The sequence below is a fragment of the Pseudoalteromonas sp. K222D genome (assembly GCF_017653575.1).
GTDB lineage: Bacteria > Pseudomonadota > Gammaproteobacteria > Enterobacterales > Alteromonadaceae > Pseudoalteromonas > Pseudoalteromonas nigrifaciens.
This window is the reverse complement of record NZ_JAGGDL010000031.1, coordinates 1-18767: the sequence shown is the minus strand read 5'-3', so window position 1 is coordinate 18767 and position 18767 is coordinate 1. Positions and strand designations below refer to the sequence as shown.

At 39.5% G+C, this 18767-nt stretch carries 16 protein-coding genes and 1 tRNA gene; 6 read left to right on the top strand and 11 right to left on the bottom strand.

The genetic code is table 11. The annotated features are described in order from the left end of the window. Window positions 1-810, top strand: coding sequence for a DUF2797 domain-containing protein (locus tag J5X91_RS13915; protein ID WP_011327052.1), 810 nt, complete (start codon window positions 1-3; stop codon window positions 808-810). Here the strand turns inward: J5X91_RS13915 and J5X91_RS13910 are convergent. Next, on the bottom strand, window positions 789-3335 hold the full coding sequence (locus tag J5X91_RS13910; RefSeq protein WP_208835036.1) for an EAL domain-containing protein: 2547 nt from the start codon (window positions 3333-3335) through the stop codon (window positions 789-791). The genes J5X91_RS13915 and J5X91_RS13910 overlap by 22 nt on opposite strands. 82 nt (window positions 3336-3417) lie before the next feature. Here J5X91_RS13910 and J5X91_RS13905 point away from each other — a divergent pair, with 82 nt between their 5' ends. Continuing rightward, window positions 3418-3708: a DUF4144 family protein gene (locus J5X91_RS13905; protein ID WP_011327050.1), complete on the top strand. Its 291-nt coding sequence runs from the start codon at window positions 3418-3420 to the stop codon at window positions 3706-3708. Here the strand turns inward: J5X91_RS13905 and J5X91_RS13900 are convergent. The 7 genes from J5X91_RS13900 to J5X91_RS13870 all read right to left on the bottom strand — a co-directional run bounded on the left by J5X91_RS13900 (window position 3691) and on the right by J5X91_RS13870 (window position 11960). Next, window positions 3691-4611 carry a histone deacetylase family protein gene (locus J5X91_RS13900; protein WP_208835035.1) on the bottom strand — a complete coding sequence of 307 codons (921 nt, stop codon included), beginning with the start codon at window positions 4609-4611 and terminating at the stop codon, window positions 3691-3693. The two genes, J5X91_RS13905 and J5X91_RS13900, sit on opposite strands and share 18 nt — an antisense overlap. 116 nt (window positions 4612-4727) lie before the next feature. Next, the gene (locus J5X91_RS13895) at window positions 4728-6269 is read right to left on the bottom strand and encodes a serine hydrolase (protein WP_208835034.1); all 1542 of its coding nucleotides are present in this window, start codon (window positions 6267-6269) and stop codon (window positions 4728-4730) included. A gap of 21 nt (window positions 6270-6290) precedes the next feature. Next, the gene (locus tag J5X91_RS13890) at window positions 6291-6785 is read right to left on the bottom strand and encodes a gamma-glutamylcyclotransferase family protein (protein WP_011327047.1); all 495 of its coding nucleotides are present in this window, start codon (window positions 6783-6785) and stop codon (window positions 6291-6293) included. A gap of 34 nt (window positions 6786-6819) precedes the next feature. After that, complete coding sequence (locus J5X91_RS13885) at window positions 6820-7446, bottom strand: LysE family translocator (RefSeq protein WP_208835033.1); 627 nt, start codon at window positions 7444-7446, stop codon at window positions 6820-6822. Between the two features lie 13 nt (window positions 7447-7459). Then, window positions 7460-8233: a hypothetical protein gene (locus tag J5X91_RS13880; protein ID WP_208835032.1), complete on the bottom strand. Its 774-nt coding sequence runs from the start codon at window positions 8231-8233 to the stop codon at window positions 7460-7462. A gap of 3 nt (window positions 8234-8236) precedes the next feature. Continuing rightward, window positions 8237-8713, bottom strand: coding sequence for a CreA family protein (locus J5X91_RS13875; RefSeq protein ID WP_083497484.1), 477 nt, complete (start codon window positions 8711-8713; stop codon window positions 8237-8239). A gap of 226 nt (window positions 8714-8939) precedes the next feature. Beyond that, a complete protein-coding gene (locus J5X91_RS13870) occupies window positions 8940-11960 on the bottom strand; it encodes a TonB-dependent receptor (RefSeq protein WP_208835031.1) in 3021 nt (1006 codons plus the stop codon). A 330-nt stretch (window positions 11961-12290) separates the two neighbouring features. On the opposite strand from J5X91_RS13870, the gene J5X91_RS13865 reads away from it, so the two are divergent. Beyond that, window positions 12291-14417, top strand: coding sequence for a winged helix-turn-helix domain-containing protein (locus tag J5X91_RS13865; RefSeq protein ID WP_182676990.1), 2127 nt, complete (start codon window positions 12291-12293; stop codon window positions 14415-14417). A 155-nt stretch (window positions 14418-14572) separates the two neighbouring features. Continuing rightward, window positions 14573-14902, top strand: a complete 330-nt coding sequence (locus J5X91_RS13860) for a 5-carboxymethyl-2-hydroxymuconate Delta-isomerase (protein ID WP_058372437.1) — start codon at window positions 14573-14575, stop codon at window positions 14900-14902. Window positions 14903-15252: 350 nt separating this feature from the next. Here J5X91_RS13860 and J5X91_RS13855 read toward each other — a convergent pair. The 3 genes from J5X91_RS13855 to J5X91_RS13845 all read right to left on the bottom strand — a co-directional run bounded on the left by J5X91_RS13855 (window position 15253) and on the right by J5X91_RS13845 (window position 16430). After that, window positions 15253-15329 (bottom strand) — tRNA-Ile (locus J5X91_RS13855). Window positions 15330-15635: 306 nt separating this feature from the next. Then, complete coding sequence (locus tag J5X91_RS13850) at window positions 15636-15794, bottom strand: YqaE/Pmp3 family membrane protein (protein ID WP_011327039.1); 159 nt, start codon at window positions 15792-15794, stop codon at window positions 15636-15638. Between the two features lie 72 nt (window positions 15795-15866). Beyond that, entirely contained in the window at window positions 15867-16430 is a 564-nt protein-coding gene (locus tag J5X91_RS13845) for a BON domain-containing protein (RefSeq protein ID WP_182676992.1), read from the bottom strand. 314 nt (window positions 16431-16744) lie between these two features. Between J5X91_RS13845 and J5X91_RS13840 the strand changes: the two genes are divergently transcribed. Together J5X91_RS13840 and suhB are read left to right on the top strand one after the other, a co-directional pair. Next, window positions 16745-17410, top strand: coding sequence for a LiaF domain-containing protein (locus tag J5X91_RS13840; RefSeq protein ID WP_208835030.1), 666 nt, complete (start codon window positions 16745-16747; stop codon window positions 17408-17410). A gap of 270 nt (window positions 17411-17680) precedes the next feature. Continuing rightward, window positions 17681-18484, top strand: coding sequence for an inositol-1-monophosphatase (gene suhB, locus J5X91_RS13835; protein ID WP_208835029.1), 804 nt, complete (start codon window positions 17681-17683; stop codon window positions 18482-18484). Window positions 18485-18767 lie beyond the last annotated feature (283 nt).

Here is an 18767-nt window from a genome sequence, read left to right as displayed (position 1 = left end):
ATGCAAGGCACATTGCGTAAATTAAAATCGAGCTTAACCGAGCCGGTACAATATCACTTACCTGTGGGTGAGCACTTAGTCGACTTAAATGCATTTATAGGCAAAGAGCTAACGCTTACTTTTAGCGGCACAATTTTATGCTCTAGCTGCGGTAAAAAAACCAAAAAAAGCTATTCTCAAGGCCATTGCTTTGTATGCATGCGCAAACTTGCTAGTTGCGATATGTGTATTATGAAGCCAGAAACCTGCCATTACGATCAAGGTACTTGCCGCGAGCCAGAATGGGGAGAAGAAAATTGCATGATCCCGCATTACGTCTACCTCGCTAATACCTCAGGACTAAAAGTGGGTATTACTCGCCACACGCAAATACCAACACGTTGGGTTGATCAAGGCGCTACCCAAGCACTGCCTATTTTTAAAGTGCAAACACGATTGCAATCGGGCTTAGTAGAAGTGGCATTGGCTGAATTTATTGCTGATAAAACTAATTGGCGCAATATGCTAAAAGGCCAAAACGAAGCGCTAGATTTAAAAGCTGCAGCCGCTGAGCTTATCCCACAAATTAGTGCAAAGCTAAATGAGCTAAGCGAGCTATTTGGCGCAACAGCTATTGAACAGCTAGATGAAGACGTAGTTGATTTAAACTTTCCGGTAAGTGAATACCCAACCAAAATCAGCTCGTTTAACTTTGATAAAGACCCAGTAGTAAGTGGTGTTTTACAAGGAATTAAAGGTCAGTATTTAATTTTTGAAAAAGGCGTTATTAACATTCGAAAATTCACCTCTTACGAAGTAACCGTAGGCTGAGTGCCAGTGGGTTGAATGCTCGCAGATAAGTCGTTCAACCGATAAAAATCAAACCATTGCCGCTGCGTTAACGGGCGGCAATAGTAATATCCCTGTATAACATTACATCCTAAACTAATAAGGTAGTTTTTTTGAGCTAGCTGCTCAACTCCTTCTGCCACTACTATTAAGTTTAAATTGCTTGCCAGTGCAATAAGCGCTGCAACTATTTGGCTATTGCCGTATTCATCAGGGATTTTAGCAATAAAACTCGCGTCTATTTTTAATGTATCAAAAGGCAGTTTAGTTAAATAACTCAATGCCGAATACCCGGTCCCAAAGTCGTCTAATGCTATATGCACGCCCAGCTTTTTTAGCTGCTGCAACTGCGTTTTAGCCTGTGTAAATGAGCTAATAAAGCTGCTTTCTGTCAGTTCTATTTCAAGTAAACTACCGGGTAAATTATAATGTTTAAGCATAGTGCTAATATTGTTTGCCAGCTTGCCTTGGCTTAAATGACATGCCGATATATTAATTGCTAAGCGCCCAGCCACCAGCCCTTCTTTTTGCCATAGCGTTAGTACTTTACCCGCCTGATTAATAACCCATAAATCTAACCGCACTATCAACCCTAGCTCTTCAGCAAGCGGAATAAATTGCGCGGGTGATATCACTCCTAAGTCGGGGTCGTGCCAACGCAATAATGCCTCAACGCCCATAACCTGTTCACTTTTAAGGCATTGTTTTGGCTGAAAATACAATTCAAATTCGTTATTATCTAACGCATGCTGAAAACGACTCATCATGGCTAGGCGCTCTAGCGAGCGCGCATTCATAGAAGGTTTAAATAATTGAAACGAATTACGCCCCACATCTTTTGAGCGATACATAGCAATATCGGCATGCTTTAGCAGTGTTTCGCTGTCTAGGCCATCATCAGGGTAAATAGCCGCGCCAATCGAGGCTGTTACACCTACTTCAGCACTTTCTAATTGAAATGGAGTGTTTAAGTTATTTAGTATTTTTTCAGCTAAACCAGCTACTGCATCAATCTTATTTATTTCGCACAGCACTACAAATTCATCCCCCCCTAAACGCGCTAAAGTATCACCTTCGTTTAAAGTAGCCTCGATACGCGTAGCAACCAGGGTTAATAAACAATCCCCAGCGCTATGGCCTAAACTATCGTTTACTTCTTTAAAGCGATCTAGGTCGATAAACATCACCGCCAATAAATGCTGGTCGCGGTGAGCTGCAGCTAAAGCCATTTTGAGCCTGTCGTTAAACAAACGCCTATTTGGTAGGCCCGTTAATTCATCAAAATAAGCCAACTGCACAATTTTATCTTCAGCATTTTTTCGCTCGGTTATATCACTAAAAATTGCCGCATAAATCGCATCTGAATTATTAGGCTCTTTAATTTCAATTATAGTTAACCACTCTATGTAAATATCGCCATTTTTTTTACGATTATAAATTTCGCCCTGCCATACACCCGTTTTGTTAATTGCATCCCACATTTTTATATAAAAGCTTTTATCATGCCGCCCCGAGCTCAATATACTTGGGCACTTACCTATAACCTCATGCTCTTTATAGCCAGTCAATTGGGTAAACGCTGGGTTTACTTGCATAATAGTGCAATTGCTATGGGCAATCATTATGCCGTCTAGCGATGAATCAATTATTTTATTGGCTAAGTATAGGTTTCGCTGCGAGTGCTGTAGGGCTAAATCTCGTTGCACTAATACTTTTTCTAGCTCAGAACAATACGCACTTTCAATTTCATGTATTAAATGTTCGAGTGACAACACGCCCTTAATTTCATCATTATTGCTCACCACTAAATGCCGTACTTGGCTATCTAACATTAATTTGTAAGCATCAAACAGGCTATCTTGTGGGGTTATTTTATAAAGCGGCCGACTTGCTAAATCCCAGCACACACTCTGTTCGCTCTGGCGTGTGATCAGGTGTAATAAATCGCGCTGAGTAATAATGCCATGTTCTTTTTGCTGTTGATTAAAAACCAAAATAACTTTTTCGCCGCGTTCACGCATTAGTTTTACCGCTTCATTTACCGCTAATGAGCTAGATACAATTGTTATGTGTTTAGTGTACTGGTCGTTAATAGTGCGAAACTGCAAGTAATGATCAAGCCCTTGATTGCGCACAATATCTGTAATGCTAATTACCCCACACGGTAAGTTATTATTATCGGTAACGAGTAAATGCCTTAAACCATGCTGATGAAAAGTTAGTGCGGTATCACGTAATGACTGCTGGCTAGAGACACTTAAAACCGGGCTCGTCATCACATCTTTAATGCTAGTGCTTATAACGGCTGGATTGGTAAAGTCGAGTTTTAAACAATCAGTTTCAGTCCAAACACCTAATATGTGTTGTTGCTGCGCAATAAATATTGCACTGATATTATGTGCCCGCATTAGTTTAACCGCATCAATTAATGGCGTATGCTTACTGCAGGTTATTACCTTATTAGTAAAAATATCACCTACTTTTTGAAAACGGCTACTGTGTGGCATTATTCAACTCCCTAAATTTGCACTAATAAGCGAGTATAAATCGAGCAAATATTCCCTCTTTGATGTAGGACAATAAATAAGCATGTCGTATCCAAAAATTATTATTTATAACAATGAAATTGAGTTAGCTGAGCAGCCTGATGAAGTAGATGATTTTGTATATGCGATGGATGAGCTCCAAAAAAGCAGAATTATTATTTTAGATAGTAAGTATAGTTATACAACATTAAGTGGTGAGCCAAAAACAGCCATTAGTGCCATTGAATTAGCAGATTTAGTGAAGGATTATTTGCTAAAAGAAGGTCAGTGTTGCCTAAGTAAAATTAAGCAGCTAACACCTGAGCAAGCATTTGCGTTACTCATAATCGACTAACGCTTTAACATGTGCAATTGCACTGCGACCCAATGCAGAAAGCGCATACCCCCCTTCTAAATACGACACTATACCGCGGCAATTATGCTGCTCGCTAAAGCGGGCCAATTGCTCGGTTAGCCAGCGGTAATCTTCTTCTACAAACTTTAAACTGGCCATATCATCTTCAAGGTGGGCATCAAATCCTGCGCTAATAAATAGCATGTCAGGCTTAAAAGCATTTAGTTTAGGCAGCCACTGCTGCTCAAATACTGCTTTTAAATCGTTACCGTCGCTGGCAATTGGCAAAGGTGAATTAACTAATGTAGTGTTATTTTCAACCACTGTATTGGGGTAAAATGGATGCTGAAATAAAGAGCAAAACAAGACGTTTTTATCATCTATAAATATATCTTGAGTGCCATTGCCATGATGTACGTCAAAATCAACAATAGCAATGCGCTTAACCCCTTTGCTTTGTGCATACTTAACCGCAATAGCAAGGTTGTTAAATACACAAAAACCGGATGAGGTAGTGCGATTTGCATGATGCCCTGGTGGGCGCACCGAGCAAAATACAGCATCAAGGTTGCCCTCTAGTATTTCATCAACCGCTAAAATACCGGCCCCTACTGCACGCTCAATTGCTTTTAATGAATCGGGACATAACCAAGTATCACCGTCTAAATCGACAAGCCCTTGAGTTGGTATTTTACTTTCAACAGAGCTAACTAATGATTCGTCATGCGCAAGTAAGTAATGCTCTCGCTGCGCTTTGGGCGCTTGTTTTTGCTCAATAGCAATATCTAATCCACTTGCTAGTAAGCGATCGTTAATGGCATCTAAGCGCTCTGGGCACTCTGGGTGGTCATCAATCATTTTATGTTTACGACAATGAGGATGAGAAATAATTGCGGTACGCATAAAAGCTCCTAACTGTATCATTAAACATAATATAACAAAGCCACCCATAGGTGGCTTTGCGACTTTGGTGTATACCCTTTACACTAGATATAGCAAATTAGGGATAGCAAAAACAGTTATTTTGCTGTTAATTTTAAATTTCTAAAGTCAAAACTAAAGTCGGTTATTTGCGTAGATACTGCACGCATTTTAGCGCTGCTCACTCTGTTTTCGGTATTCATATTAAAGTTAATAAACGCATCAGCCTCAAGCAGTTTTTCATCCCACTTAACAATAAAAGTATTGCCTGTGTAATGCTCAAGTGAGCCTTTTAAGCCCTTGGTATGCGTAAAATCAATATGTAATTTTCCATCAAGCTGCTCAATAATTACATCGCCGTACCAATTATCGTGCAATGTACCAGTGTAATTAATATTAGGTAGTTGCGGTTGATAATCAGCTGGCGCTGCAGGCTTTGCATTAGCGTATGCTTTCTCTTTACTTTCAAAGTGCTTTTTAGCTAAGTCTTCAACCCAATCTTTATCTTCAAGCTCAAGCGCATCTTCAAGCACTTCGTGGGTTACTGCCGCTAGCGCACCAAATGCTTGCTGATTACTTAAAATAACAATACCGATTTTTTTTTCAGGTAGTAATGTAACCTGCGACACCATGCCTAAAATACCGCCACCGTGACCAAGCTTTTTAAAGCCGTGGTAATCTTCAATACTCCAGCCTAGCCCGTAACCTCTAAATTGCTGATGATACGCCTCAAACGCGCTTTTAGACGCCATAGCCGTTATATGTGGATGCCACATTTGCGCTTGTTGTTTTTCGCTAAATAACTGCTCGCCATTTGGCATTGTGCCACCAGCAAGTTGCGTACGTAGCCATTGGCTCATATCGCTGGCACTTGAGGCTATTGCCCCAGCGCCTCTAAAATCTTCTAGGTAGTTAACAAAAAATGGATGGAGTTGGTTATCCATCGGAATATGCCCCGTTGCCCAGTTTTTATTGCTGCTTGGAATGCGCGAGAATCCTGCTCGCGAGTGAGTCATATTTAGCGGCTGTAACATGTTTTTTTCGATGTAATCGTTCCAACTCATCCCAGATACGCGTGCCACCACTTCCCCTGCGGTAACAAACATTAAGTTGTTATAGGCATATTGGCTGCGAAAGCTGCTGGCCGGTTTTAAGTATTTTAACCCGGCTAAAATATCATCAACCGACTTATCGGTACTTGGCCAAATCATTAAGTCGCCTTGACCAAGCCCCAGCCCACTGCGATGGCTTAGCAGATCGCGAATACGCATTTCGCGGGTTACGTATGCGTCATATAGTTGAAATTCTGGCAGGTGATCAATCACTTTATCGTCCCAGCTCAACTTACCTTCATCAACCAACTTAGCCAGCGCCGCACTGGTAAATGCTTTGGTGTTAGATGCAATGCCAAACAAGGTGTCTTTATTAACCTTATTACCGGTGTTTATATGGGTTACACCAAAACCTTTAGCAAATATCACTTTGTCGTTTTCAACAATAGCAACTGCCATTCCTGGCACATCAAAACGTGCCATGGAGGTTTTAATTACCTGCTCTATTTTATTGGTATCTACTTGTGCCCAGGTACTAAACGTAGCCCCTGCTAATAAAGCAATTGTGGCAAACTTAATTAACTTCATTGTTATCCTTTTTTATTATGATTATTTTTGATGTACTGCAAATTCAATTTCAGCACGTTCTAGGTTGCTGTCGCTTTTTTGCGCGCGGTTTAATATTGCATCACTGTATGCTTTTGGCACGCCGGCTTCAAGCGCGCCGCGATGAACGTGTTTAATGTACCAGTCGTAGGGTAGCGCTTCACTATCGTGGGTATTGGCAATATAGCAATGAGCGTTAACGTCTTCGCCGCTTAAAAGCTTTACGGTTATATTTACGCAGTCGTAACCCGCACCTTCTATGCCATCTAAAATGACTTTTTCGGCGTCACTTATCTGATAAACAACCCCATAAACTAACGCATCTTCTGCATCACTTGGGCTAATACTGCATTTACCTGAGCCATCTTTAAAATACATATCAAAGGTTAGCTCATAGCCTTGTAATACTGCAGTACCAATACGCTTAGCATTAGGTAGACGCGCCAGTAAACGGTGAGACGACATATTAGAACCAAACGAAAAATTATAAAGCGACATACCTACTCCTAAAATTAAATAATGTAACTTAGTTTTAAATTACAACACGAATAGCCAAAGCTATTAAAATAACGCCAATGCAACGGTCAAACCAATAACCACTGCGCTGGAAAAAGCCACGTACCTTAGTTTTACAAAGCACTATTGATAACATTGAAAACCACGCCCAGGTAGCCAGCGCCATATAAACGCCATAACCTACTTGTACTATTGTAGGGGTAGTTGGGCTTATGACTAAAGTAAATAGCGACATAAAAAACAAGGTGGCTTTGGGGTTTAATGCATTGGTTAAAAAACCGCGCCGAAAGGCAAACCAAGCGGGCTCTGCTGGCACCGTTTTGTTGGCAATATCATCATTAAGGTTTGCCCCCGGTTTGGCTGCTCGCAGTGCTTGTACTCCCAAATAAGCTAAATAGGCACCGGCCAAATATTTTAGCCCCATAAACACCTTGGGCGACTGCGTTAAAATAAGTGCCACACCTAACACGCAATAAGCTACGTGTAATAAAATAGCCGCACCGACACCTGCACTAGTCCAAAGTGCATTGCGCCTACCTTGCTGTACACTTTGCTTTAATACCACTGCAAAATCGGGCCCAGGGCTTGCTACTGCAAAAAAGTGCGCTACGGCAATCAGTAAAAATTCGTCTAAGTAATTCACACAATATCTCTGCTTAGTTTGGCATATACGCTAATAACAGCGGGTTAGCTGAGTTATTTACTAATGCTTTAATTTCTTTTTGCGCTTTTTTAAATTGGCCGCGCAAATGCGGCTTTAAATACTGCTTAGAGCGTTTATCATTTTTAAAGTAACTCACTAACGCATGCATAAATACCGTGTGGGTTTCGCTCAACGACGCCTCGCGATTTGCATAAGGGTTATAGCAGGAGCCACAGCCGCCCTTAAACTGATATACCGTGTTGCTCATCATTACCCCAAAGCCTAAAAAGCATGCCAGTGCATCAGCAGCTTGCGCTAAGTAGTCTTTTCCGCCCGGTGGTAATACGCCCACATGATGAATTAAAATAGTCGCTAATGTTCCAGCAAAACTGGCAACTAAGTCTTGTGGCTGATTTACTTGATTTGAATTAAACGAAATATTAATAGCTTGGCTAGGCGGCACAATTAATTTAGCGCCTTCACCACGTAGTTGTTGGCTAAATTTAAACTGTGGAAAAACCTGTGGAGTGAGCTGCTGTGGTGCAACTAGTTGAATAGGCCACGCTGCCATACCCGCATAACGGCTTACACGGTTAAATACATTACTGGCCATTTCTTCAACACTCGATACCGAGTCGGGAAAGAACTCAACCGTGGGCAGAGTGATTTGCGTATGCTGGGTAAAAAACTCAACATCAAAGTTTTCAACCGCCCATATAAAGGTATCAATTAACCATTGCTGCTCTTGCTCAGCCAGTAATGGTTTAGACTTAAATAACGCTAACATAGCTTATTCTCGCTCTTGCCCAAGCGCCCATTGCCATGCTTGTGTATTGTATAATGGTACAGTAGATAACGCATGATGATGACTCCCCGTAGACTCTTTAGTCGAGTACGACAAATACAATAAGGTATGTGCTTTAGCATCGTAAATACGACGCACTTTTAATGATTTAAATAAAATACTTTTAGATGATTTAAATACCACTTCCCCAGATTTACTCCGATCAATCTGCTGCAATTGCTCTGCGGTAATAACCCCGGTTTGCCGACACGAAATTGACATATCAGAAGGGTCTGAAAAATCTAAATTAGCTTCAATATGGCTAATATGGCACGTTACCCCAGTGACTAAAGGGTCTTGTTGCGAATTTACAATTACATCCTTGGTGGTAAATAGCCCAAGGCTTACAGAAGCAACATCATCTGAGCACGCTGTTAAGGTAAGCATACCCGCGAGTAAAAAGCTGACTTTTAAATACTTCATCGTGTTCTCCAACATACTTAAAGAGGGATACGGTTTGTTTTTCTATACTAAACGTATTTACAGTAGCAAAACACATGTTATAAAAAATAAAGCTATTTATTAATTAATCCTACCCTAAAAATAAAAAGGCATGCCCATTATGGGCATGCCTTGGTAACTTTATTTAAATTAACTACTTACTTTTAAAATTACTTACCTAAAAACCATTACCTGAACTCAGGTTAATTTAAAAGCTGTATTGCGCACCTAAATAAATATAACGCCCTGCACCACCGCCGTAACCACTGTAGTAATTACCACTGCCACTTGGATAAAATGCGCCTTTATCGTCAAATACGTTATTTACACCACCAAAAACACGTAAATCGCTTTTAGGTGTTAGTGCCATAGTGTATGACGCAGACAAACTATGTTTTAAGTATGAACCATAATCTTGATACGCTAGTGACTCTGGGTTAGCTACGCAACTTGTTTCACCCGCAGCACAGCGTTCATCGTTTGCAGCAGTGTATTCAATATAATCGTTTTCATCTTCTTGACTTGCTTTAAACGAGCCTAAGTAATTGGTGCGCCAACGTACGCGTAACTCATCCATACTCCATATGATTGACATAGCAGCTTTATCTTTAGTGCTGCCGTACCCTGCATATTGGGTAGTTACAGCGTTGCCATCGAGACCTTCATATGTTTGTGAATTTTCAATTACATGGTTGTAATCGGCTTTTAACTTAATGCTACCATAACTACCAATATCAAACTTATAAGTGGCTACTACGTCGTACCCACGAGCAGTTAACTCATCTAAGTTATACTCTCTTTGTAGTACTTTTATAATATTACCTTCTTCGTTACGGGTAATATCATTACAGTATTCGTTGCTATCGCCCCACGCTGCGTCAGAGGCATAACATTCACGCATAATATTTTCGTTACTAATTTCGTCAATTGCATCAACAATAGCAATATCGTAGTAATCAATAGCTAGATTAAAACCACCAAAATACTCCGGTGATAAGGTCACACCAAAGGTGTAAGTATCTGCTGTTTCTTCTTTTAAGTTTGGGTTACCCGTATTTGGCGAGTAGTTATTATCTTCACTTTCAAACTCAAAGTTAGGATCATCTACTAACTTTTGCGCTAACGTAGGCTCTAAACGACAATTAGCATGTCCCGGCTTAGTAGATGTAGCCGTTAATCCATCACAAATATCATCGTACGAATCAAAATCGCCGCGAGGTGGTGACATCAGTTCAGTAATTGTAGGTGCACGTTGTGCTCGTGCATAGTTAGCACGCACCATATAGCCTTCAATCGGCTGCCATAACAAACCTAACTTATAGCTAGCTACGGTACTAATATTTTCCATACTGTAATTAGCTAAGCGCAACGAGGTTTCAGCTGATAAACTTTTAGCCAGTGGCGCATCTTTTAATAAGGGTATTGCTAGCTCAGCAAACGCTTCATACACTTCTACCTCACCTTGAAACGAAGGTACTACGTTAAAGGTAATGCCACCGGCTTTCATATCATCGCTAGTATCTAGGCTTTGCGAATCTTTACGGTATTCACCTCCAAATACTGCTGACACACTCCCTGCCGGCATTTCAAATAAATCACCAGTGATATAACCCATTACCGTGTACTGCTGAATTTTAGTATCGATCACTGGATTAGTACGGATCCAATCAGCCATTGCTGGAGTAATAGACCCTTCACCAAATAAGTTAAGTGCAACACAACCTTCGGCGCGAGCGTCTGCATCTTTACATTGAATAGTACCATCGGGAAGTTTTTCAGCTTGCAGCGCCTGATTAACACGCACTGTGTTTAACTCATTACTGCGTATTTGATGTTGTTTAAATTGACCGTACCCTGCAGATACATCCCAGTCCCAATCGCCATTAAACATGGTACCTTGTAATCCAGCCCAAGTACGAACCGTGGTACGATCATTATCTGTGCTAATGTTACCTACTTCACCAAAACGGCGGTCCCAATAAATACGATCTTTGTATGGGTTACTATCGATAATTTCTTGCGGTACATACGGGTTATCTATCGGTATATAACCCGGTGCAATATCTGCAATTGGGTCGCCGGTTACCGGATCGTAACGCGGTACTGATGCATTTTCGTATTCATCTTCAGGCGACTTACTGTTAAACGAGCCACTTTTACTATATTGCAACTGAAAGTAACTTGTAATGTCGTCGGTAATATCAAAATCAATTTTTACCGCCGTTGATAAGTTATCGCTCGGTACATCTAGCATCACGTATTGCTGTGAGTTAATACCGTAAAGCTCTTCGTTATCCTTCCAGTCATCACGAAGTGTTTGGCCGTCGTACCAAAACTGAGTATCATTTTTTGAACTTTCTAAAAATACGCCACCAAGGGTACCGTCACTTTTACTTTTCCAATCTGCCTGGGTTATGCCACTCATGCATTGATAACCATCTGCAGTCAGCATTTGGTTACACATTAGGTCATCGTTATAACGGTGCGCAGCCTCTACTTGTGCACGGTCTCGGTCGTAAAAGCTCATCCCAAAATCACGATCCCAGTTAGTGCTAACATAAACATAACCACGGTCGTTACCAAACGAAGTACCGTAGTTTACATCTAGCGTAAACTCTTTACCGCCACCACTGGTGGTTTCGCCGCCACGTGCTTGAAATTCAAAACCTTCTTTTTTAGACTGAGTAATAATATTTACTACTCCAGCCACCGCATCTGCACCATAAGTAGCTGACGCCCCACCACTAATAATCTCTACTCGCTCAACCATACCGCTGGGAATAGTATTAAGGCTAACATAGTTACCACCGTAACTATTTGATACCACACGACGGCCATCTATCAAGGTCAGTGTACGATTAGCCCCTAATGAACGTAATTGCACCGTTGAAAGGCCCGTGCCAGATATACTTGACTGACTAGTCGTATTACCAATACTTTGGCTAAGCGCAGGCATATTATCGACCAACACATCAGATAAATTGCCTAATCCAGTATCTTGTATTGCAGAGCGGTCCATGGTTACCAAGGGAGTTGTCACTGAAAAACTATCGCGCTTTAAACGAGAGCCGGTTACGGTAATTTTTTCTGGCTCTTCTTGAATTACTACATCCGTTTTTTTAGCGATAGATTGACGCTCAATTTCTGCGTCATTTGCAAATGCTTGGCCTGATAAACAAGCGGTAATCGCTAATGCTAATGTGCACTTTTTAGTTACTATATTACTCACACAATTCCCTTACTATTTGTTGTTATGCAAGTTAAGGCGTTATCTATTTTGGTTGGGCTTTTTACGGCGTTATCGATAACGTCTTAACTAATTATTTTATATGTAATAGTTTGTATGCAATCGTGAATGAAAACACAATGAAAGGTATCTCGTTTATATCCCTATTTTATATCTATTTAACATCTACTCATTTACAATCATTCACTTAAGAGTTAACTGTTAAACAGATATTAATTAACAAATGCACAACTCATCGTGCAACTTTACTGTTAGCTTTATCAGTAGTTACTTTTCAAACTATAAATATATTAAGGTGTGAATGCATTATTTATGAAAACTAAGTCGCCATTTTCAGTAGGAAGTTGCCTCGTTTCTCCATTTGAAAATAAGCTAAGCTATGATGGCAATGAATGTATTTTACAACCTAAATTTATTGAGCTACTTTGTTTTCTAAGCGAGTGCTATCCACACGCCGTTACTCGCGAAAAATTAATTGATAACGTGTGGGATGGTAATCAATTTGTGGGCGAAAAAGCCCTGACTAATGCTATTTGGCACTTACGAAAAGCATTTAAAGAGCTCGACCCTAGCAATACCTATATAGAAACATTGCGTAAAACAGGTTATCGCCTAGCACAACCCCCTCGCTTTACTACAGCTGATGAATCTGCTCAAAAAAATAACAATACACCTAAAACAAAGTACCTTTACCCTTTTATCCTCAGTGTTTTATTAATCATTATTATCTGTGGCAGCTATTTATACTCTTTAAAAATGCCACCAACGAGCAAGCAACACGTAGCCGATATCCGCCTTTATGAACATATAGAAACTATTACAACAAGCCCTGGCCGTGAGTTATTTCCTGCCATATCGAACGATAATCATTTTTTAGTTTATTCTTGGCGCCGCCCAGGTTTCAAAGCTAACTTATACTTACGTGATCTATATATGCCAGAACAAGCTGCCGTTGCCTTAACAGACACCCCTTTTATAGAAGGGCGCGCCGTTTTTAGTCATGACCGTGAGCAGCTATTTTATTATCAACGCGGCGCAGGCAGCAGTTGTAAAATTATAAAATATACGCTCGCAAACGCAAAAAAAGTAACCCTTGGTGAATGTGGTAATCGCCTCAGTAGCGATTTAGATATCAACGCTACAGATAGCCAATTAGTATTTATTAGCGGCAATAAAAATAGCCAAGTAAATCAAACTCAGCTTAATTTAGTCGATTTACACTCAAGTCCGCATGCAATCACACAAGTGCCTTGCCCTAATAATTGCCAGTTTTATGACGAGTCTGTGGTGTATTCACCCGATGGCAAGCAACTCGTTGTATCGCGTAATCTACCATCCGGGTTTGAAGAGCTATTTTTAGTCGATATTAATACCGGCAGTGCCCAACAGTTAACATCTGGGTTTGTTGAAATTAAAGGTGTTGATTGGCACCCTAAAAAAGATTTACTGGTGTTTTCAGGGATTAAAAAAGGTAAACGACAAGGCTATTTTTATAATTTCACCACTAAAACACTAACAAACGCCCACGTAGACGGCTTAAGCTACCCTGAGTATGCACAAGATGGGAGCCTATACTTTCATCAGTGGAATACTGATTCAGCATTAATGCGAGTAGCAACTAATAACGCAGTGGCAAGTTCACCCTTCCCCATTTTATCTACGCACTTTAATACTCGCTTTCCTGATTATAATGAACGCAGCGGTAAGTTAGCATTTGTATCGAATGAATCTGGATCTAAAGAGCTTTGGGTAGCAAATAAAGATGGTACCGCTCGCAAGCAATTAACTCAGTTAAAAACGAATATTTACAGCCCTATTTGGTCTCCAAGCGGACGCTACATTGCGTTTGTAGTAGCAAAAAAAGGCAAGCATGCCTTTTACGTTTATGATTTTAACTCGCAAACCAGTACCGCATTAACAACCAATTTTAGTAGCCATGGTAAACCCAGTTGGTCGCATGATAGCACCAACGTATTAGTATCAGATGGTGAGCATGTATTTCGTTTTGATTTAAAAGGAAACAACCTAGGACAAGTGATTAAACAATCCACCTTATATGCCTATGAAGATAAGCAAGGTGCGCTTATATTTGCCAACCCCGACGCCAAGCAACTCTGGATCAAGCCCCCTGGTAGCGAACATGCGCAACTCCTCGTTGCGTCTATTAATTTATCTAATCATACATCCTGGTACTACCAAGAAGGCGAAACACAAGCACTGTCACGCGTGTATTACTTTAATGTAGCGCAGGGCGACTATCGCTTAAGTTACTATGACTTTGCCTCAGCGAGTCATCACGACATAATACGCCTACCTGAGCGTTCATTTAGCAGAACATCTGGCTTAACTTATATTGCTACCGCTGGTTGGTTAATTTATACCTCTTATAAATCTCCGCAAATAGATATTAAGCGAATAGATGCAAAGTATTTACCCTGAGCAACATAATTGTTCATTACGATTACCTGATTGCTACAGTGTCATGATTTAATTTTTTTTAGCTATAAAATTCACTCGACCAGGGGTTAGCGAGTAACCTGGTATTTGGTATAATAAGGTTCACACATGTAGTAACTCATAATAGGAACGCCTAAATGCCGCACATTATTATTGAACACTCAGAAGACCTCCCTGTATTACCACAAGTACTTGTAGAAAAAATTCACAACGCCGCTTTCCAAAGTAATCTATTTGATTTAGAAACCATAAAAACACGCGCTATTTCCTATCAGCAATATCTACTGGGCGCAGGCAGGTCGGGGTTTATACATATCGCGGTACACATTTTGGCAGGGCGTTCTATTGAGCAAAAACAAATGTTAAGTGAGCAACTACTTGAGTGTTTAAAAACCTATTGCAGAGCATCAGACAGCTTAAGCGTTAATATTTACGATATCGAACATGAGATCTACCGCAAAAATTAATTTATTTTAGCCGTTTCATTAAATTAGTGAACAGTTCTAGCAGCAAAAAATAGCTTAATCACTAACCAAGGTCATTTTATATAGTGACCTACAGGTTATTTCTAACGGGATTAATTAGCTACTTAATAAGCCAGAATGATCATGTTATTAATAATATAGGTATTAGCTTAAAAGCGTTAATAAGTACTCTGTAAAAAAACCCTAATTAGGGTTTTTTTATTGCCGTAAAACAATTCTATTTATTATTTTATAATGAGACAGTCACAAATATACTTAAAGTGTAATTAACACAACATAGAGCTATTCATTAGTTAATGATTGGAATGATTTTTAGTGGGTATATTTAAAAGTGGTGGCCCCTCCCAGACTCGAACTGGGGACCTAACGATTATGAGTCGTGTGCTCTAACCAACTGAGCTAAGGGGCCAACTTTTTGTATAACTGTAAACAGTTAATTTTTTAAGAAGCGTTTAGCCACATAGCGACTAAAGCGGGGTGCAGTATAAAAAGTTTTTAGGGGCTTGTCACTAGCAAAAGTCTTTATTTTAACAATCAATGGTCTAACTGCTTAAATAGTAATCTTTTTATGGGTGTAATATTAAAATTTGCAGAATTTAGGGTTAATACTGGCAGCTAAGTAAAAATGAAATGGAAGGCTGTATATCGCGTAATTTAAAAATTAAGCTTTAAACAAGCAACTTACAGCTTATATTACGCGACAAACAGAAATGAATTATTTTTTTGCGATAATGTAGATTGCATGTATTACTCCAGGGAAGTAACCAAACAACGTGAGTAAAATATTTATCCAAAAATGTAAGCCTAAACCCACCTGTAAAAATACTCCCAGTGGTGGCAGTAAGATTGAAAAAATAATACGTATAATATCCATAAATACTTCCTTATTTATAAACAAAAAATTATAAGCAAAAACCCAGCAAAGCTGGGTTTTATAAATACTATATTACTTTGCAACTATCGTTAATTTATCTACTACGTCGCGAACATCTTCAGCATTTTTAGCAATTTTTACTGCAAGCTGTTTTTCAGCATCTGAGTTCACTGTACCGGTAAGAGTAACTACACCTTTGTCAGTATCTACATCAATGTTTGTACCACCTACTTCAGAGTTAAATAAATAACGCGTTGTGATGACTGTGGTAATTTTAGCGTCGGTTAAGCCGCTACCATCATCATCTTTCATGTTGTCATGGCTTTTACTGTTCATGCTTTTCACAACAGTAAGCTGGTTATCAACATTGGTTACGCCATCTAAACTCAGTACAAGTTCTTCTGCTAGCTCTTTGTCGAGTTCGCTATTAACTTTACCTGTTAGTATAACTTTGCCATTTTTTACATCAGTGTTGATGTCAAAGTTATTGAGATTAGTGTTCATAAGAAGCACTGTTTCAGCCTTACCATCAATCCAAGCATCTTTACTTTCATTTTCCCAGCTGCTCGCTTGAGCACCCATAGCCGTAGTACCTAAAACTAACGCCGCAATGATAGATTTGTTAAATGTTTTCATAATCTTTCTCCTTTTGATTAAAGACACTTTAACTAATGCCAGCTTTAGGCCAACTTTAATAAGCAATTAGAATCAAAGAGTTAAGGCGGCATGTAAAATAACTTCACTTTGTATGCATCACTTTTTTACCGACTTATCGGTAAAAAGTTCTCAGTAGTGAAAATAACTAGATAATTACCATTTTGGTTAATGGATCGTTAATATAACGAAGTCACAAATAGGCTAAAAACATAACAAACTGATTAATAACAATAATATTTTTGGTATATGCTTTGCTTATATAGTGACAATAGTAAAATAAAAGGAATACCCTAATGAGCGTAAAAATAACAGACCGCCCCCTAGAGCAAGTGCGCGAAGAAGTGATTGATCAATTAATTTATAATTACAGCCACGGAGTTATTTCTGTTGAAGCATTTGAAAGGCGTTTAGATGAGGCAATGGCTACAAGTAATAATGAAGTCCTTGCTAGCTTAGTTGAGGATTTAACCCTTAATACTGATCAGCAATATAATGCCCAAAAGCATTCACAATTTTCACCCAATTACAGCGCTCAACAGTCTAGCCAGAGTGACTTTACATTACGCAGTATTTTAGGCTCCAATGAAAGAAGCGGCCAATGGGTTGTGCCTAAAAACATTTACCTAACTAACTTTATGGGCTCGGTAGTACTTGATTTTACTGATGCTGTTTTTACCCACCAAGAGGTAACGATTCATGTTAACTGTATTTTTGGCAGTGATGAAATATACGTACCAGAACACGTCAATGTAGTATCAAAAATGTTTAGCATTATTAGTAGTGTTGAAAATAAAACAGTGGCACTTAACAAGCATCAAGGGCCGACCATCCATATTGAGGGAAAGGCTATTATGGGCTCGGTAGAAATAAAAATTAAGCGCACCATTAAAGAAAAATTTATTAGCTTTGCAAACCAATTAAAAACCCAACTTGGTGGTAAAAGTGGTACTCCAATGTGATGAACTGCCTATAAAAGCATGTTCATAGCTTTATAACTTGGGCCTAGGTTAAAGAGTAAAAAACATGCTACATTTTTAAAGCACTAGAACACATTAAAAAACGCTTTGCAGATTCATCAACGTTGAATTTGTATAAAACGCCCTGCACATCAAGCAAGTACAAAAAACAAACAAAAGTATTTAGGCTTTGTTGTTTACTTTATGGCAAAAGTCGCTAAAATACGCCAGCTAAAATATATAAACGTTCTTTTACAACCCAAAGGTAATACCATGCATCCAATGTTAAACATTGCGGTTCGCGCTGCGCGTAACGCAGGCAAAATTATACTTCGTGCAAGTGAAGATTTATCAAAAGTTGAAGTTCAACAAAAAGGCACTAACGATTTAGTGACTAATATTGATAAAGAAGCAGAAGCTATAATTCGCGACACCATTTTACGCTCTTACCCTGAACACTGCATTGTTGGTGAAGAATTAGGCGAGCATAAAGGTAAGGATGCAGATTACCAATGGATTGTTGACCCGCTTGATGGCACAACTAACTTCATCAAGGGTATTCCTCATTTTGCGGTTTCTATCGCACTTAAAGTAAAAGGTCGTTTAGACCAGGCCGTTATTTATGATCCAATTCGTGGTGAGCTTTTCACTGCCTCTCGTGGTCAAGGCGCACAACTTAATAGCAAACGTTTACGCGTTTCTAAAACTGTTGATTTAGGCGGTTCAATCTTAGCTACTGGCTTTCCTTTCAAGCAAAAACAACACCTAGATGCATACACAGAAGCGTTTAAAGCTTTATTCATACATACTGCTGATATCCGTCGTGCGGGCTCTGCTGCGCTAGACATGGCTTATGTGGCTGCTGGACGCGTTGATGGCTTTTTCGAAATTGGTTTAAAACCTTGGGATACTGCTGCAGGCGAGCTATTAGTAAAAGAAGCTGGCGGCATGGTTGTAGATTTTGCTGGCGGCGTAAACTATAACAATAGTGGTAACATTATTTGTGGCGCACCTAAGCTAACCCAAGCAATAATTCGCGAAATTCGCCCTGTATTAACTGAGTCATTACTGCGTTAATAAAAATTGCATGGTTTAAAAAAGGAGCTTAGGCTCCTTTTTTGTTGTCTGCAAAAAATTATTTATGACGATTAAACTGCTTAGAGAAGCAATTAACTTTATATCTCGCTTTTTATCCTTTAGCGCAGCTTCAGTATGATAAGTGTTAATACCACAAATAAAATGGCATCGTTTTATTTAAGAGTAAAGCAGTGGTAGTTAATGTATCTCGAATTCAAGTATTAAGTGCAATCATTATGCAGCCACCAGTATTTCTGATTGCCCCGTAAATAATTCATGAGGG

Excerpts from the sequence above, each read along its gene's own strand:
- J5X91_RS13915 (WP_011327052.1), top strand. The coding sequence starts at position 1 with ATGCAAGGCACATTGCGTAAATTAAAATCGAGCTTAACCGAGCCGGTA.
- J5X91_RS13910 (WP_208835036.1), bottom strand. The coding sequence starts at position 3,335 with ATGCCACACAGTAGCCGTTTTCAAAAAGTAGGTGATATTTTTACTAAT.
- J5X91_RS13905 (WP_011327050.1), top strand. The coding sequence starts at position 3,418 with ATGTCGTATCCAAAAATTATTATTTATAACAATGAAATTGAGTTAGCT.
- J5X91_RS13900 (WP_208835035.1), bottom strand. The coding sequence starts at position 4,611 with ATGCGTACCGCAATTATTTCTCATCCTCATTGTCGTAAACATAAAATG.
- J5X91_RS13895 (WP_208835034.1), bottom strand. The coding sequence starts at position 6,269 with ATGAAGTTAATTAAGTTTGCCACAATTGCTTTATTAGCAGGGGCTACG.
- J5X91_RS13890 (WP_011327047.1), bottom strand. The coding sequence starts at position 6,785 with ATGTCGCTTTATAATTTTTCGTTTGGTTCTAATATGTCGTCTCACCGT.
- J5X91_RS13880 (WP_208835032.1), bottom strand. The coding sequence starts at position 8,233 with ATGTTAGCGTTATTTAAGTCTAAACCATTACTGGCTGAGCAAGAGCAG.
- J5X91_RS13875 (WP_083497484.1), bottom strand. The coding sequence starts at position 8,713 with ATGAAGTATTTAAAAGTCAGCTTTTTACTCGCGGGTATGCTTACCTTA.
- J5X91_RS13865 (WP_182676990.1), top strand. The coding sequence starts at position 12,291 with ATGAAAACTAAGTCGCCATTTTCAGTAGGAAGTTGCCTCGTTTCTCCA.
- J5X91_RS13860 (WP_058372437.1), top strand. The coding sequence starts at position 14,573 with ATGCCGCACATTATTATTGAACACTCAGAAGACCTCCCTGTATTACCA.
- J5X91_RS13850 (WP_011327039.1), bottom strand. The coding sequence starts at position 15,794 with ATGGATATTATACGTATTATTTTTTCAATCTTACTGCCACCACTGGGA.
- J5X91_RS13845 (WP_182676992.1), bottom strand. The coding sequence starts at position 16,430 with ATGAAAACATTTAACAAATCTATCATTGCGGCGTTAGTTTTAGGTACT.
- J5X91_RS13840 (WP_208835030.1), top strand. The coding sequence starts at position 16,745 with ATGAGCGTAAAAATAACAGACCGCCCCCTAGAGCAAGTGCGCGAAGAA.
- suhB (WP_208835029.1), top strand. The coding sequence starts at position 17,681 with ATGCATCCAATGTTAAACATTGCGGTTCGCGCTGCGCGTAACGCAGGC.